The sequence below is a fragment of the Streptomyces sp. CB01881 genome, from assembly GCF_002953255.1.
Classification (GTDB): domain Bacteria; phylum Actinomycetota; class Actinomycetes; order Streptomycetales; family Streptomycetaceae; genus Kitasatospora.
Genome location: NZ_CP026498.1, coordinates 11,257,948 through 11,273,971, shown reverse-complemented (window position 1 = coordinate 11,273,971; position 16,024 = coordinate 11,257,948). Strand labels below are relative to the sequence as shown.

Sequence of the window (16,024 nt, the reverse complement as noted above, 5' to 3'; positions counted from 1 at the left end):
GATTCCCTGGATGAGCGGCCAGGGACCGGGCCTGACCCGCCAGGCCCGCAAGCCGGTGTTCGTCCCGGACCTGATCGGGCGCGACTTCACCGCCCCCGCCCCGGAGTGCGGCTGGTCGGCGACATGATCACGGGCTCGCCGATCTCAGTAGCTGTAGCCCTCCTTGCAGAAGCCGGCGGTGACCTTGTGCGGCTTGAAGTCCGGAAGGACCAAGTGAAGGTTGGACACCTCCGGCGCGATGAGCAGCAGGTCGATGACGAGCACGATGATCATCAGCAGCGGCTTGAGAGGCCGTGCCGTGGTGTTCTGACCCCGCGCCGCAGCCCACAGCAGCATGGAGAGGAACAGCGCGGCAAGTATGCCGATGGCAGGGCCGGCCCATGCGGCGACCTGTGCGGACACGGGTATCGCGGGGGTGGGAACGCACATCAGTCCGCCGACGTAGTGGCGATGGGCCCAGAACGCGTAGACGGTGCAGGCCAGTCCAATCGGGACGGTCACGATCGCCATGGTGGTGAGCAGCGGCCATCGCGCGTTCGAGGATGAGCGAGCCGGGACGGTGTTGGAGCTGTAAGCCATATGACCAGTGCCAATCGGGATCGGGTTGCTTGTGCCCAACTTAGACTCTCGGCCGCGGCCACGATCTTCTCCCCGGCGAGCCGCGAGCTGGCAGACCGTCCCTTCGCCGAGACGGTCGTGTGTGAGTTCCTACCGCTGTGCCGAGGCTTGAGTGGCCTCTGGCCGGTGCATCTCGTGAGTCCGGCGGGAATCGTCCGGTTCATTTGCTGAGGTGCCGAGCCGGGGTTCCCGGTCGGGCCTCCATCCACGATGGAGGCCCGACCGGTCCTGACCTGCCGACTTCGTGTACGGGAATCACGTGAGTGTCCCGGGAAGCCCAACACCGCCCGCTATGCCCACTCGACGCCGTGTTCGGCGAGCTGCGCGAGCTGCCCAGGCGTCAGCTTCGCCCTCCGGGCCTTCTGGTTGTTGAGCCAGGTGCCCAGCGCGAAGTGCGACACCATCAGCCGCTCCTCCCCTCCGGGACCGGCCTCCACGGCCTCCACCGGCTCCTTGTGCGGGCGCGGGACCCGAGGATGCCGCCCCCGCGCCACGAACTGGGGCGAGCGCGGCCAGACCCTGCTGGAACCGGTCGGTGCGGGACACCTTCGGCTTCGTCTCGGGTGCTGTCAGGTTGAGTGGAGGCCTTCTCCGGTGTCATGATCATCTGTCTGTCGGACGCTGGAGGGGCTGCTCGTGGACGCGACGTCGTATCGGGGTTTCCGCTTCCCGGCGGAGGTCGTCTCCCACTGCGTGTGGCTGTACCACCGGTTCAACCTGAGCCTGCGCGACGTCGAGGAGCTGATGTTCAAGCGCGGCATCGAGGTGTCCCACGAGACGATCCACCAGTGGACACGCCGGTTCGGCGCCGCCTACGCCAACGCGCTGCGCCGGCGGCGCCCGAAGCCGGGCGACAAGTGGCATCTCGACGAGGTCTTCGTCAGGATCAACGGCGTACAGAAGTACCTGTGGCGGGCCGTGGACCAGGACGGGATCGTGCTCGACATCCTGCTGCAGAACCGCCGCGACGAGTCGGCGGCCAGGCGCTTCTTCCGGAAACCGATGAAGAAGACCCGTTCGGTGCCCAGGGTGGTCGTCACCGGCAGGCTCCGCTCCTACGGTGCCGCCCACCGCACGGTGATGCCCTCGGTCGGGCACCGCTCCCACAGGGGCCTGAACAACCGGGCCGAGAATTCGCACCAGCCCACCAGGCAACGCGAACGGGCGATGAAAGGCTTCCGCTCCGTCGGCCGGGCACAACGGTTCCTGGCCGCGTTCAGCGCCATCCCACCCCGCTTCCGGCCCCGGCGCCACCTGTTCACCGCCACGGATTACCGCACCGAAATGATCATTCGCTTCGCCGTCTGGGACCAGATCACCGGCGCGCCCGGCCTACCCGCCGCGGCCTAAACCAGCCGCCATCACCACGGCGGACACACCCCGAACCGGAACACACCCCCCAAGACTCACTCAACCTGACAACACCGTCGTTGCGCTTCCCGGCCACCCGGCCGGGAAGCGCAAGCCGCCCGACTCCTCGGCGATTGAGCTCTGCTCGGGTGCCCCGAGGCAAGTCCTCCAACTCCGCTACTGCCGCCACTGCGACACCAGGGAGCCGCCGAAAAACTACTTGTCGATCTTCGTGGGTTTCTCCGGTCCCGGGGAGTGTCCGGCGATGGTGGCGAGTTGGTCGGCCGTGGTGACGGTGATGGCGCCGACGGGGATGGAGTAAGGTGCTGGCCCGGCTACGTGCGCGAGCTGTGCCAACGCCTGCGGCGCGTCGAGCGCCAGCAGCGGGGGCGGTCCGCGGAGCCGAGCGCCGGGATCATCGACGCCCATCCGGTGGACGGCGCGGACACCGTCGCCGCCGACAGCCGCGGCTACGACGGCGCGAAGCTCCGCGACGGCAGGAAGCGCCATGTCCTGACCGACCCCCCGGGCCTGCTGCTGGAAGTCACCGTCACCCCGGCCGACATGTACGACTCGGTGGCCGCCCCCGACCTGCTGGAGAAGTTCACGGACGTGCCGGGCCGGCTGTCGGACGTCAGATGCTCGGCGGCTCGACCCGGGTGTAGGTGAGGCTGTTGCTGGTACCGCCGGCGGTGGTCACCGTGACGGACACCGGGCCCGCGCTTCCCGGCGGGGCGCCGGCGGTGACCTGGGTGGAGGAGACGACGGTGAAGGCGACCGGTGTGGTGCCGAAGACGACGCCGGTCGTGCTGGTGAGGCCGGTGCCGGTGAGGGTCACCGTGGTGCCGCCGGAGACCGGCCCCTGGCTCGGCACCAGACCGGTCAGTGTCGGGGCGGGCACGTAGCCGTAGGGCAGTCCGTTGCTCGTCCCGCCGGCGGTGGTCGCCGTCACCTGCACCGTACCGGTGCCGGCCGGAGCGGTCGCGGTGATCTGGGTCGCCGACACCACCGTGAACGCCGTGGCGGGTGTGCCGCCGAACGAGACGGCGCTGGTACCGGTGAGGTTGGTGCCGGTGAGGGTCACGGTGGTGCCGCCGGAGACCGGCCCCTGGTCCGGGCTGAGCGAGGTCAGGGCCGGCGCGCTCAGGTAGAAGTAGGTCAGACCGTTGCTCGTCCCGCCCGGCGTGGTGACCGTGACCGCAACGGGCCCCGCGGCCTGCGGCGGAGCGGTGGCGGTGATCTGGGAGGCGGACACCACGGTGAACGACGTGGCCGGCGTGGCACCGAACTTCACCGATGTCGCGCCGCTCAGGTTGGTGCCCGTGAGGGTGATGGTGGTGCCGCCCGCCGACGGGCCCTGGCCCGGCGTCACCGACGTCAGCGTCGGTACCTGAAGGTAGGTGTAGGGCAGTCCGTTGCTCGTCCCGCCGGCGGTGGTCGCCGTCACCTGCACCGTACCGGTGCCGGCCGGAGCGGTCGCGGTGATCTGGGTCGCCGACACCACCGTGAACGCCGTGGCGGGTGTGCCGCCGAACGACACGGCACTCGCGCCGTAGAGGTTCGCACCGGTGAGGGTCACGGTGGTGCCGCCGGAGACCGGCCCCTGGTCCGGGCTGAGCGAGGTCAGGGCCGGCGCGCTCAGGTAGAAGTAGGTCAGACCGTTGCTCGTCCCGCCCGGCGTGGTGACCGTGACCGCAACGGGCCCCGCGGCCTGCGCCGGAGCGGTGGCGGTGATCTGGGAGGCGGACACCACGGTGAACGACGTGGCCGGCGTGGCACCGAACTTCACCGATGTCGCGCCGCTCAGGTTGGTGCCCGTGAGGGTGACGATGGTGCCGCCCGCCGACGAGCCCTGGCCCGGCGTCACCGACGTCAGCGTCGGCTGGGCCACGTAGGTGTAGGGCAGGGCGTTGCTCGTCCCGCTTCCGGTGGTCACGGTCACCTGCACGGTGCCGCTGCCCGCCGGGGACACGGCGCTGATCACCGTGTCCGACAGGATGGTGTACGAAGCCGCGTTCACGGTGCCGAACTTCACGGCCGTCGCACCCGTGAGGGAGCTGCCGCTGATCGTGACCGTTGTGCCGCCGCTGCTGGAACCCTGGTTGGGGGTGAGCGAGACCAACGACGGTGCCAGGTAGGTGTAGGGCAGGCCGTTGCTCGTCCCGCTTCCGGTGGTCACGGTCACCTGCACGGTGCCGCTGCCCGCCGGGGACACGGCGCTGATCACCGTGCTCGACAGGACGGTGTACGAAGCCGCGTTCACGGTGCCGAACTTCACGGCCGTCGCACCCGTGAGGGAGCCGCCGCTGATCGTGACCGTTGTGCCGCCGCTGGGGGAACCCTGGTTGGGGGTGAGCGAGACCAACGACGGCGCGGACAGGGTCGCCGCGGGTGCGGCGACAGGATGTGGACTCTGGGACTTCGTCATGCGGGGCCCCTATCGGTGGAGGTGGTGTGCACGGCCCTCGGGACGAGGGGGTGGACGCGCGGTCGCTCCCCGGGCGGGATGGCTGGGGGCGACGTCGTGTCGTTGACGGGGGAGAACGGCGCGATCATGCCGCCGAGAGCCGCCGTCTGCAGTGGAGTTGCGGCGGCCGGCACTGCGGGAGATCTCCGGCTCAGGCCGATCGGACGGTGGTGGAGAAGGGACGGAGTGTGAGTTTGCCGGACCGGTTGGCAGGTCCGGCCCTCCACGGGGTGCCCATGGGGGCGCCATTCACCCCGGACCGCCCTTTCGGGTCGGCGATGGGCCGACTACCGCTCCCTCGCAGGAGGGACGGGCGCGCACCGGTTTGGATACGTACACTAATCCATTTGCCTGACGACGGCCGCAATAGCCCTGACGGTAGATCACCCGAATGGCAGAGCGTGTCGCATCGGCAGTCACGCCGTATGACGCCTGCCGTGCGTCGCGCGGCAGGGGAAGCCGATCGCCGACCGCTGTCCGGCGCGCGGGCGGGGAGTCGACGCTCGGCCGGGAATCGACCGCGGGCCGTCGATCGCTGACCGCCGCCGGTGCAACCGGGCCGAGATGCGCAGGTCACCGGGCGCCTCGCCGGCAGGTCGCCACCACGGGGGCGTTTTTGCGGCTGCGGACGCTCGGCCATTAGAGTGATGCATCGTCAGGACTATTGCGGCCGCCGTCCGGCAAATGGATTAGTGTACGTATCCAACCGGGTGGGCGCCCATCCCTCTCCGGGGGAGCGGCAGTCGGCCTACCGTCAGCCCCCAGGTCTGCCGCCGCGATGGGCACCCCGTAGAGGGCTGGGTTCTTCACCAGCCGGCGCGGCGAATCACATGTGATCAGGGCCCAGGTCTCGTCCGGCCCGCCTTCTCCGGACTGCCGTCGGGCAGGCCGGTTCTTGGTCCGGCGCACCTCACCCGGACACCTTCACCACCGTCAGATCGGCCTGAGCCGGGGAATCGGCAGCCTCAACCATCCGGGTTCCCACGGGCGCCGTCCGGGCTCCGGAGTTCGATGTGGCCACATCGACTGTTCGGCCGTCCCGTGTGACCACCGAGCCGCAGACTCCGCTCTCGCCGATGAACACCCAAGACGAGCAATCCCGTTGGCCGACCACCGGCCGGCTTGTCGGCGCCATGGGCCGCTTGCACTGCCGAGGACGGTTCCACTCCCACTCGTTCCAACCATCGTCCAGGAGGAACACCATGCCTATCAGCCCGAACCAGGGATCCACCGCCGGCGGGACCACGGTCACCATCACCGGCACCAACCTGTCCGGCGCCACCGCCGTGCACTTCGGCAGCAAGCTGGCCACCATCACCGCCAACACGCCCACCTCGGTCACCTGCATCTCGCCCTCCGGGGCCGGCACGGTCGGCGTCACCGTGACCACCGGCGGCGGGACCAGCAACCCGCTGTCGTTCTACTACATCGGCGCGCCGTTCAAGTCTTCGCTGAGCGCGACGTCCGGGGCCACCGCCGGCGGTGAGACCGTCACCATCACCGGCACCGGCCTGTCCACCGCGACCGCCGTGAACTTCGGCGCCAACGCCGTCACTCCCACCGTGGTCTCCGACGGCCAGATCACCGCCGTCGTGCCGGCCGGGGCGGCGGCCGGATCGGTCTCGGTGAGCGTCACCACCGCGGGCGGCACCAACAACGGGCTGTCCTACACCTACGTGGACGCGCCCACGGTCACCACTCTGACGCCGACCTCCGGCCCCACCTCCGGTGGCACCGCGATCACCATCACCGGAACCAACCTGACCACCACCGGGTCGGTCACCGTCGGCGGCACCCTGGCACCGTTCGCGGTGATCAGCGCCACCGAGCTGACCGTCGTCACTCCGCCCGGCGTCGCCGGCGCGGCCGACGTCGTGGTCACCACCACCGGCGGTTCCGTCACCGATGTCGGCGCCTTCACCTACGTGGCCGGCCCCGGTATCTAACGGCGACCCCACGCGGCGGACGCGTCGCGCAGGCCTTCAGCCGCCCGGGCGGAGAACTTCTCCGCCCGGGCTCGCACATGGTCGCGAGCGACCGGTGGCGGCGGGCGGGGGCGGGGGCGGAAGAGCGATGTCCGCCTCCCGCCCGGCACCGATGCGGGGCATGTCGCAGACAGGACCGAGCCGCGGCCGGCACTCCCTGACCGACGCGCTCGACAACCCCAACAACCGCACCGCCTACGATCAGCGCCAGAAGGAGAGGGAGAAGAAGGCCCGCCAGGCCCACCGCGACCTGATGCGGACCCTCGCCTGCGCCGACTGCGGCCAGGTCCCGAAGGAGGAGAAGGTCCGGCACCAGGAGAGGCGCGACTACTGGACGCACCGCAAGGGCGGCACCTACTACCCCTGCCACGCCAGGCGAAAGGCCGCCAAAGTCCGCCGCGAGGACCGGGAACGCCTCCAGGCAGCCCGCACCGCCCACGTGGAGCCGCCCGCCCTGCTGGACCTGCAAGGGCCCTCTGGGCGGCCCCGAGGGCTCCGGCCGGGAGCTGCGGCACCGAGGCGGCGTCGGAGGCCTCCGAGTGCCCGGACTGCGCCCGGACCCGGGAGGTCGAAGGCCTCGGACCGCTGTGGTTGCCCGTGCCCACCGGCAAGGACCGGAAGCAGCAGCGGCGCAGCAGGCTCGACCCGTGGTGGGAGGTCCGCCTCCTCCACGAGAAGCTCCGCCTGGCATCGAGGCGCCCGAGGGCGCAGCCCGAGCAAGGTCGCGGGTGGCCGAGGCGGTCAGTACAGGGCGTCGCCCATGGGGGAGTCGCCGCCCGTGACGTAGGCGCGGATCGAGGCCAGGTACTGTGCGCGGCTGACGCGCCCGTCTCCGTCGCTGTCCAGGGCGTCGAAGGCCGCGTCGGCGTTGTCGCCCCGGTTGCCCAGCGCCTGGCGCAGCAGGGTGAACTGCAGGCGGTCCAGGGCGCCGTCCTGGTCGGTGTCGGCGAGGTCGAACAGGGCGCCCAGGGCGTACTGGCAGACGGTGTCGAACTTCTCGGCGTCCACCCAGGCGGCGTACTCCTGGTAGGTCATCAGGCCGTCGCCGTTGGCGTCCATCGCTGCCCAGGCCCGTTCGCCGGTGGCGCGGGCGGCGATGACCAGGGGGTCGTCGTTGCCGCGTCCGGTTGCCTGTTGGGCCCGGTCGATCCGGACGAAGTAGTCGTGGCGGGAGGCTACGCCGTCTCCGTCCGTGTCCAGCATCGCGTAGATGCGGGCCTTCGGGGATCCGTCGTGGGCCGGGGCCGTCTGCGGCTCAGTCCGGGGGAGGGGCATGTCGGGTCTTCCTTCACGTACGGGTGGGTGCCGGCGGGCTGGGAGGTTCAGTGGGCGAGGCGGAGCACGATGGTCGAGTCGACGGCGGTCTCGCCGGCCGGGGTGCCGCATCCGGTGCCGGTGCTGGTGCCCACCGCGTTGATGGTGTCGTCGGCGAAGCGCGCGCTGTCGGCCGTGACGCCGCCGGTGATGACGAGCGAGGCGGTGCCGTTCACCTTCACCACGTCGATCTTGTCGAACCTGAAGGCGGAGGCGGTTTGGTCGGTCCAGTGGACGTTCGTGGTGGAGGTGTCCCCGTGTTCGTCGCCGGTGCACTCGGTGGCCGGCATGGTGACGGTGCGCTCGAAGGCCCCGGTTGCCAGGGGCGCGCCGGCGGCGTCCACGCACGACACGGTGCCGGTCATGGCCAGCGTGTTGGGCGCCGGGAGGTCGACGCCCCCCGGGGCGACGGCGGTGGCGAAGGCGCCGTGGGCGTTCAGCACACAGGTGGCGTCGGTCGTGGGCTCGGCGGGGTCGGCGTGGGCCGGGTATCCGGTGAGCAGCGGGACCGCGGCGGACAGGGCGAACAGGAGGGTTGTGGCGGGGCGCCATGGGCGGCGGGGAGTAGTCATGCCGTACACGTACCGGCCGGTGGTGCCGGTGGCGGTGACCGGCGTCCGTTCGTGGGCGTGCCGGTAGGCCGCCTTGGCGACGCACCCGGTCTCGGCGTTGCTGCCCGCTCCGACCAGGCGGGAGCCGGTGACCGTGTTGGTCTCCGCTCCGGATGATCAGTGGTGGGAGGCGTGGTGCTGCATTCGGGGCTGTACCCGGCCACAGGGCGCGGTGTGTGAGCCGTGCGGCTGCGCCTGTTCCGCCACGCGGGTGGTGGTCTCGGGCGTGGCATGCTGCCTCGCATGACCGACACTCCCGGTATGGGCGACTCGGGCGGGGCCTGGTCGTTCGCCACCGCACGCGAGCCGGCCGGGTTCCCCGCCGTCGAGGTCGAGGGCGTGCCCGGGGTCGAGCACGCCGGGGGCGGGAGCCGTACCCTGTGCGGGATCCGCGGCCGGTACCTGAAGCTGTTCCTGCACCACTTCCGGCCCCGGGGCCTGGCCTCGTGCCGCAAGTGCCGGGTGCTGGCCGAGGCGGCGCCGTCCCGGCCGTGCGGGCAGGAACGCCTGCACGACCTGCTCCTCCAGGACGCCGAAGACGGGCCGCTGCGGACGGACCTGCTCGCCACGCTGCGCCGGGGTGCGCGGATCGCGGTCTGGATCACCGGCCCGGCAAAGGACCTCGCCCGGCACTTCGCGCGGCTCGACCGGATGACGGAGGAGGCCGGGCCGGCCGCCGAGGCGCTCGCGGCGGCCGGCACCTCCGTCACGCTGGCCCGGGTCGAGGACACCGACCGGCAGTACCTCGTCGTCCTGCCGGCCGACGCCCGCGCCCGCATCGCACGCGGGGCCGCGGATGCCCCGCCCGCGACGTCACCCGGCACGGCTGCACCCCGGTGATGGTCGCCGTGCGTGCTCCGAGACCGGTGCCGACCCCGCTGTCGCCCCGTTCCTTGACGGACAACGGCGGCACCGGGCGGGCCGCCACCTTCCACCAGTGCCAGGCCGCTCCGGGGACCGGCCGCGACCCCAACCGGACCTCGGGCGTTCTACGACGGTCGGCTCATCGACGTCCGTGGACCGGGTCTGCAGGCATCGCGGCTCGATCCGGTCCCACATCGCAGGTGATCACTAATCGGATGGACACATCCGATCAACTGGCCAACCCGTCGAAGGGACACGTGTTAGGGGCACGACCGGATCGGCGGCCAGGTAAACGTGGCCAGTGGGTCGGCGCCCCGGCGGACGGTGTGCCGTTCGGTCGGCCTGAGCGTGAGCCTCAACGTAGCTTTCCGCTCTGGAGCCCTAGCGTGGCCGCATGACGAGAAATCAGGACATGGGGCAGCGAGCGGAGTCCTGTCGGACCGGGTTTCGGCGAGCGCCGTCCCTGTGCGCTGGGCTGTTCGGGTGATGCCGCACGACCGACTCTTGTCACCTGTTTGACATCGTGCGTCACTTTAAGTAGTTGAAGCGGCGGGCCGCCCATCCTCTGCCGGGGAACATGCTGGAGGCGGTCGCAGCCGTTCCTGCGTGGTCGCTTGACTACGTGCTCTCAGAAAGGCTGCGTCATGAGCGTCTTGACCCGACCTGATCCGCTACTGGCCGCCGTCGCGCTGCCATCGCAACGTTCCACGCTGCTGCCACCGGCCGGCACCACCATCCCCGTCGGCAGCTCCCCGCTGGGGGTGGCCCTGACCCCGGACGGGGCACGCGCCTACGTCGCGAACCGGGCGTCGAACACCATCAGCGTGATCGACACCGTCACCAACTCCGTCACCGCGACCATCGCCGCCGCTGGCAGCCCGTTCCTCACGGCGGTCTCGCCGGACGGCACGCGCGTCTACGTGACCCTGTTCGACGACGGCACCCTCGGGGTGATCGACACTGCCACCAACACCCTCACGGCCACCATCGCGGTCGGTGCCGCAGCCGTCGCGGTGGCGCTCTCCCCGGACGGCGCCCGCGCCTACGTCACCAGCCAGGGCACCAACACCCTCAGTGTGGTCGACACCGCGACCAACACCGTCACCGCTACCGTGACCACCGGCCCCATGCCGGTCGGCGTCGCCGTCACCCCCGACGGCGCCCACGCCTACGTCTGCTGCGTCGGCGACAGCTCCGTCAGTGTGATCGACACCGCGACCAACACCGTCACGGGCAGCTTCACCGCCGGCGACGTGCCGGTGATCGTCGCCTTCGGCCCGGACGGCACCCGCGCCTATGTCTGCAATGCGGGGAGCAACAGCGTCAGTGTGATCGACACCGCCACCACCACCGCCATCGCCACCATCGGCGTCGGCACCCTGCCGCGTTTCGTGGCCGTGAGTCCGGACGGGACCGCCGTCTACACCGCCGACTTCACCGACAACGCCGTGAGCGTGATCGACACCGCCACCAACACCGCCACCGGCAGCATCCCGGTCGGCAACGGCCCCGTCTGCGTCGCGGTCACCCCCACCGGGACCCGGCTGTACGTGACGGACAACGCCGACAACGCCGTCAGGGTGATCGCTCTGACACTCGTACCCGGCCAGGGCACCACCGCCGGTGGCACCATCGTGACCATCCGGGGTCACGACCTGGCCGGCGCAACCTCCGTGCGCTTCGGCAACAGCCCCGCCGCCATCCTGGCCAACACCGCGACCTCCGTCACCGTCCGCGCCCCGGCCGGACAGGGCGCGGTCCCTGTGACCGTCACCACCCCGGGCGGCACTGCCGTCTTCGGCGCCTTCTACTACCGCCCCGCCCCGCTGCTGACCGGGATCAGCCCCACCCTGGGCCCCGTCACCGGCGGCGGCACCGCGGTCATCACCGGCGCCAACCTGGCCTCGGCCACCTCGGTGCGCTTCGGCTCCCGAGTGGCCCCCGTCCAGTCCGTCACCGACACCGCCGCCACCGTCGCCATCCCCGGCGCTCCGACCTCCGGCCCGGTGCCCGTCACCGTCATCACCCCCGCCGGCAACGCCACCGGCCTGACCTTCACCTACGTCGACGCACCCTCCGTGACCGCCGTCAACCCCGACACCGGACCCACCGGCGGCGGCACCAAAGTCACCATCACCGGCGCCAACCTCGCCACCACCCAGGAAGTCACCTTCGGCAACACCCCCGCGCCCTTCGCCGTCATCTCCGACCAGACGATCACCGCCACCGCCCCGCCCCACCCCACCGGAGGAATCACCATCACGGTCACCACCATCGGCGGCAGCACCCAGAGCACCTACACCTACCTCGACAGCCCCGCCATCTGACCCCGGACGCCGACCCGACCACAGCCGGCCGGGCCCGCCCACCGACACCGGCGCCGCGGCCCGCCTCCCCAGTCGACCTGCGGCCCGGCGTGGCCGACAACCGGCACAAAACCGGCCTGAGCGAGCTCGACCAGTTGCTGCGACGGCCTCGGCGCGGTGTCGGCGCTCCCGCCCTCGCGGGCCGCCGCGCCCGCCCGGTCCCGCCGGGCAGGCGCGGGGTGGCCACGGCCGCGTCTTCACCGTACGCCCGGTCGCCCAAGTGGTCAGCACCAGAGCCCGGCGCCACCCGCTACGGCCGCCTGGACACCGTCATCCGCCAACTCGGCGCCGCGGACATCGTCATGGAGATCGACTCCGCGCCCAACCCGTCCTCCGCCGCCAAACTCGCCTTCGCCCGCGACGCTGGCGCGGTCCCGGTCTGGATCCGCTTCGGCAAAGGCGGCATCGACGCCCCGAACGGCGTGGCAGTCATCGACCTCCGCGCGCCGGTGCGTGAACTCCAGACGGGAGCCTGCGGATAGACCGCCCCGACACCCGACGCCCCTCCCTCCCGAGCTCTCAGCCAGAGGGATGGGCGCCGAGTACTCAGCATCCTGGGATGCGGACCAGACACCAGACGTGCTGGTGTCCCCGGCAGGGATAGACCCCGGCCCTGCCAGCCAGGACGTCGCGGAACGGCCAGGGCAGGGATTGCTGGAGGACGCACACCCCGGCGCGGGCCCACTCCAGCGCGGCGTCCAGCTCGCCGGGCACGTCGTCCTGGTCGTCCTCGTCGTCGAATGAGTGGACGTTAAGTCCCTTTTCTCTTGTTTCGTGATCGCTCGTACGTGTGAACGTTGGCCGTACTGGCGTGCCAGTCGGGGTTCGGGTGATGTTCTGCAGCACATGGACAGGCGGGCGTATCCGAGCGACTTATCGGATGAGCGGTGGGCGTTGATCGAACCGATGATCACGGCCTGGAAGCAGGACCGGGTGTCGCGGTTGGCGACCGGGGATCCGGGGTCCTGTGATCTGCGGGAGATCGTGAATGCGATCTTCCACCAGAACCGGACGGGCTGTCAGTGGCGGTACCCGCCCCATGACCTGCCGTCCCGGTCGGCGGTGTTCTACTACTTCGGCCTGTGGCGCCAGGACGGGCCCGACCAGCGGATCCAGGAACTCCTGCGCCGCCAGGTGCGGGAGAGAGCCCGCCGATCAGGGGACCCGTCCCTCGTGATCATCGACACCCGGTCCGTCCGCGCGGCCGCCGGTGTCCCGAAGACCACGACGGGACCGGACGCGAACAAGAAGGTGTCGGGGCGCAAGCAGGGACTGGCCGTGGACGTCATGGGGCTGATCATCGGCGTCGTCGTCCCGGCCGCCTCCGCCCACGACAACGCCGCCGGCACCGTCCTGCCCGACCAGGTCGCCGAACGCTGCGGAATTGTCCAGTTCCGCGCGGCGCGCGGCGATCCGCTCCAGCACATCGGGATCCACCATGAGCCGGAGCGTAGGAGCCGTGCGGACAGGGACGGACCGGAATCCGCAAAGACCCCTCTGCCAGACGATCTACACGGCAGACTCCCGCCCGCGACCAGCACGAGCACCCCGGAGAGCCGTCACGCCAGCCTCTCCGACCAGCACGTTCGAAGATGGCGACCGCTCAGTAATTAGCCGGGGCTGGGGGCACTGCCACTCCTTGAGTCAGAACGGCGGTTCTTCGGCGTAACCACCCGCCCAGGAAGCGCGTTCGGCTATGCGACGGGCACGAAGTTCGCGAGCGCTCAGGTCGTCCGCGTTCTCCAGGCCGCTCGTGTCATGTCCCCACGCCTTCAGCGCGTCGAAGACACGGTCGCGCTTGTAACGGTCCGTGCTGGTGGCCAGTAGATTGCGGGCTCGGTCGGTCAACTCTCCTCGGTGCAGAGCGAGAGCCGGGTGCTCCACCAAGGGGATGGCGGCAACGACGGCTGCGGCACGTACCTCCGCGTCGTCGTGGCCAAGGAGAGGCTGGACGGCGGAGTAGAGCACTGGACGCAGGTCGCGAAACGCGCGCATCTCCTGATAGTGGTCGAGAAACTCTTTTCCGCAGTGGCGTTCGCCGACGGCCACGTTCTCGTCGTCGGCGTCGTAGGCGGTGCTGCTGAGCCAGTCCAGGAGTGCCGCGCGGGTGGGACGATGCGGCGCCCGGTCCGCATCCTGTCTGTAGTCGCCCGTCGCGGTGGCCGGATGGTTGAGAATGGCCGCCACATACAGCGCTACGGGCACGGTGGCTTCGTAGATGCTGTTCTGGTGGGTCACCGCCCCGAGGGCGTCGACGACGGCCGCAGCTCTGGTGCCCGAATCGGGATCGAGGAGGCGTGCCAGCGCTGCCGGAAGGATTTCGCCTGTCCCGCACGGGGTGGCCAGTGACGCCCAGTCCGTCTCGTCCAGGAGCGTCTGGTGATGCGGGAGCTCGTCCGGCAAGGCGGCGTCGGTTTGGCTGGGTGCGTCGGTCACAGGCCGAAGCTATAGCGTTTTCGAGCGAGCGGTGTACTTGTGCTGTCGCAGCCCGCGCCGGATGCCGGCCCCGCCACGCGCCGGGCGGCACCGCGTGCAGCGCTGTTCGCGGGGCCGGGCGGAAGCCGGGCGTTCGGCTGCGGGATCCGTGACGGGTTGGCTACGTTGCTGGATGTCTCAGCGACGAGGGGGTGGGCGGGATGGAGTTCCCGGCGCGCAAGGCTCTGGCAGGACTCGGCTCGGCGGAGTACGAGGCGCTCGTGTCGCTGCGCGAGGCGGTGAGCACGCTCGACGTCGAGCTGCGCTCGGCGCTCGCGGCGGAGGACCGGGCCCGGGTGTGGGAAGCCAACGCCGAGCGCCGTGCCCAGGAGACGCGGTTCGCGTTCGAGGTCGAGGCGTTCCGCGGCCTGGCGAGTGCGGCGGTCCGGTGCGCGGACGAGCTGGAAGTGCTGCTGTGGCGGTACGCCAGCGCGTTCACGGTGCTCGGGATCAGCATCCTCGAGCGGCTGGCGGCCGGCGGCCCGCCGCTGTCCGAAGCGGTGGTCGGGCGGTTGTGCGAGGAGCCGACCCTGGCTGAGTTCGAGCGTGCGGTCGCTGTCCCGGTCGACGGGCTCCTCAACCGGGAGGAAGAGCACCTGAAGCTGTACCGCGAGGAGCGGCGCAAACTGCTCGACCTCGTCGAGACCGCCTACGAGTGCCTCGGCGACGCCGCGATCGAGGACCGGATGGACCGGGCCGCCGCGGCTGGTGCCCGCCTCTCGGTGGACCACCCGACGTACATGGACCGGCCCTGGATCGGCCATCTCGACTCCCTGGTGGCCCTTGCCCAGCAGACCCCGAACGAGATCAGCCGCGTCCTGAAGACCTGACCCGCCACCACCGGGCGCCGGCTCGGTGGCCCGCCACCTGGTTGCGTGGTGGGCACCGGGCGCGGCGGTGTCCGCTGTCCGGTCTCGACGAATGTGGCGGATCCGGTCCCGGTGAGCTGCGGTTCGCCAAGCTCCTGAGACTGCGCGAGGAGGGTTTCACGCTTAGGGATCATGGCGATTCTTCGGAATGGCTTGCTATGGCGGATCTGCTCCCGGGAGCCCGAACGTAGGGCGTTGCCCGGGAATCTGGCGCCTGGCCACCGCTGTTGGCCTACCGTGGAGGGCCAGGGAGCGGGCACGGGGGGAGTAACTAGGTGTATCAGTTCATCAAGGACATCGTCACCGCGCTGATCAGCCTCCTTCCCACCGCCATGTCGCGGCGGGACGCCGCCAAGATGCGCAGCCTGGGCGCGGCGATGTTCGACGTTCCGGTGACCGGGTACGCGATCGTGCACCGCGGCGAGGAGATCGTTGCTGACCTGGAGCACATCCGTGAGGCATACATTGAGCGCGAGAGCTGGTGGCAGCACCTCGCGGAGCTGCGTGCCCAGGGCTCCCGCGAGCCCTACCCCGACTCCGGACGCTGGGTTCGCCTCCACCGGAATCTCGACTGTCAGCGAACCACGCTCGAACAGCTCCACCTGGACATGCTGGAAGTCTGGAAAGTCCTCACCCTGATCGACCCTGATGCATACGGCGCTGTCTCATTCATCGCCCAGGGAAAGGTGCGGCGACTGACCATCCTGGAAGAGATAGTCGACCGGCTCGGCCGGGGACACCTCGACCTGGAGTATGAGCCCCGCCCGGGCGCCAACTCCGGCCAGGGGAGGGTCCGCAGGCCGGGCCTTCGACTCCGAGCGGCACTCGAGATCCGTCACCCGGCCCCCATCATTCCCCTGCACCCGTGGGACCCCGCCACCAATCCGAACATTCCACAGGAAGCTGTCGAGCGGTTCTACCGCGAAGTCAATGACTACCTGCTCCGGGCCCAGCCTCAGCAGGAACTCGCCGCCCTGAAGGAATCCCTCGACCACCTGCACGCCCGGCTGGGCGAGACCTTCGACGTCAAAGACGTCCTCCTGGAGTTGGCCCCGAACAGGCTCCGTCGCCGACACGGGCCGTAGGGCCGCCACAGGCAGAGGGG

General features: G+C 70.6%; 14 protein-coding genes and 1 pseudogene. 9 read left to right on the top strand and 6 right to left on the bottom strand.

What is annotated here, in order from left to right; all coding sequences use genetic code 11:
- Positions 1–144: 144 nt before the first annotated feature.
- Together C2142_RS38665 and C2142_RS38660 are read right to left on the bottom strand one after the other, a co-directional pair.
- Positions 145–510 (bottom strand): hypothetical protein, encoded by a 366-nt coding sequence (locus C2142_RS38665; RefSeq protein ID WP_148647438.1) that lies wholly within the window; start codon positions 508–510, stop codon positions 145–147.
- A 398-nt stretch (positions 511–908) separates the two neighbouring features.
- On the bottom strand, positions 909–1,064 hold the full coding sequence (locus C2142_RS38660; RefSeq protein ID WP_153882865.1) for a helicase associated domain-containing protein: 156 nt from the start codon (positions 1,062–1,064) through the stop codon (positions 909–911).
- Between the two features lie 190 nt (positions 1,065–1,254).
- On the opposite strand from C2142_RS38660, the gene C2142_RS38655 reads away from it, so the two are divergent.
- Both C2142_RS38655 and C2142_RS38650 read left to right on the top strand, forming a co-directional pair.
- Positions 1,255–1,968, top strand: a complete 714-nt coding sequence (locus tag C2142_RS38655) for an IS6 family transposase (protein WP_148647437.1) — start codon at positions 1,255–1,257, stop codon at positions 1,966–1,968.
- Positions 1,969–2,307: 339 nt separating this feature from the next.
- The gene (locus C2142_RS38650) at positions 2,308–2,637 is read left to right on the top strand and encodes a transposase (protein ID WP_162002670.1); all 330 of its coding nucleotides are present in this window, start codon (positions 2,308–2,310) and stop codon (positions 2,635–2,637) included.
- On the opposite strand, the gene C2142_RS38645 is transcribed toward C2142_RS38650, so the two are convergent.
- The gene (locus tag C2142_RS38645) at positions 2,603–4,396 is read right to left on the bottom strand and encodes an IPT/TIG domain-containing protein (RefSeq protein WP_148647435.1); all 1,794 of its coding nucleotides are present in this window, start codon (positions 4,394–4,396) and stop codon (positions 2,603–2,605) included. The two genes, C2142_RS38650 and C2142_RS38645, sit on opposite strands and share 35 nt — an antisense overlap.
- Positions 4,397–5,637: 1,241 nt before the next feature.
- Between C2142_RS38645 and C2142_RS38640 the strand changes: the two genes are divergently transcribed.
- Positions 5,638–6,381, top strand: coding sequence for an IPT/TIG domain-containing protein (locus tag C2142_RS38640; RefSeq protein ID WP_148647434.1), 744 nt, complete (start codon positions 5,638–5,640; stop codon positions 6,379–6,381).
- Between the two features lie 780 nt (positions 6,382–7,161).
- Here the strand turns inward: C2142_RS38640 and C2142_RS38635 are convergent.
- Positions 7,162–7,695, bottom strand: coding sequence for an EF-hand domain-containing protein (locus C2142_RS38635; RefSeq protein ID WP_241003083.1), 534 nt, complete (start codon positions 7,693–7,695; stop codon positions 7,162–7,164).
- 47 nt (positions 7,696–7,742) lie between these two features.
- Positions 7,743–8,306 (bottom strand): hypothetical protein, encoded by a 564-nt coding sequence (locus C2142_RS38630; protein ID WP_148647433.1) that lies wholly within the window; start codon positions 8,304–8,306, stop codon positions 7,743–7,745.
- 282 nt (positions 8,307–8,588) lie between these two features.
- Between C2142_RS38630 and C2142_RS38625 the strand changes: the two genes are divergently transcribed.
- From C2142_RS38625 to C2142_RS38610, 4 genes and pseudogenes are all read left to right on the top strand, one after another.
- Positions 8,589–9,185 (top strand): hypothetical protein, encoded by a 597-nt coding sequence (locus C2142_RS38625; RefSeq protein ID WP_148647432.1) that lies wholly within the window; start codon positions 8,589–8,591, stop codon positions 9,183–9,185.
- Between the two features lie 668 nt (positions 9,186–9,853).
- Positions 9,854–11,536, top strand: coding sequence for an IPT/TIG domain-containing protein (locus C2142_RS38620; protein WP_148647431.1), 1,683 nt, complete (start codon positions 9,854–9,856; stop codon positions 11,534–11,536).
- Positions 11,537–11,754: 218 nt separating this feature from the next.
- On the top strand, positions 11,755–12,057 hold the full coding sequence (locus tag C2142_RS38615) for a hypothetical protein (RefSeq protein WP_148647430.1): 303 nt from the start codon (positions 11,755–11,757) through the stop codon (positions 12,055–12,057).
- Positions 12,058–12,421: 364 nt separating this feature from the next.
- Positions 12,422–12,949: pseudogene (locus tag C2142_RS38610) on the top strand (transposase); the annotation flags it as partial.
- 270 nt (positions 12,950–13,219) lie between these two features.
- Here the strand turns inward: C2142_RS38610 and C2142_RS38605 are convergent.
- Positions 13,220–14,011 (bottom strand): hypothetical protein, encoded by a 792-nt coding sequence (locus C2142_RS38605; protein ID WP_241003081.1) that lies wholly within the window; start codon positions 14,009–14,011, stop codon positions 13,220–13,222.
- 200 nt (positions 14,012–14,211) lie between these two features.
- Here C2142_RS38605 and C2142_RS38600 point away from each other — a divergent pair, with 200 nt between their 5' ends.
- Both C2142_RS38600 and C2142_RS38595 read left to right on the top strand, forming a co-directional pair.
- Entirely contained in the window at positions 14,212–14,880 is a 669-nt protein-coding gene (locus C2142_RS38600; RefSeq protein WP_148647429.1) for a hypothetical protein, read from the top strand.
- Between the two features lie 314 nt (positions 14,881–15,194).
- Positions 15,195–16,004, top strand: coding sequence for a hypothetical protein (locus C2142_RS38595; protein ID WP_148647428.1), 810 nt, complete (start codon positions 15,195–15,197; stop codon positions 16,002–16,004).
- Positions 16,005–16,024: the final 20 nt, after the last annotated feature.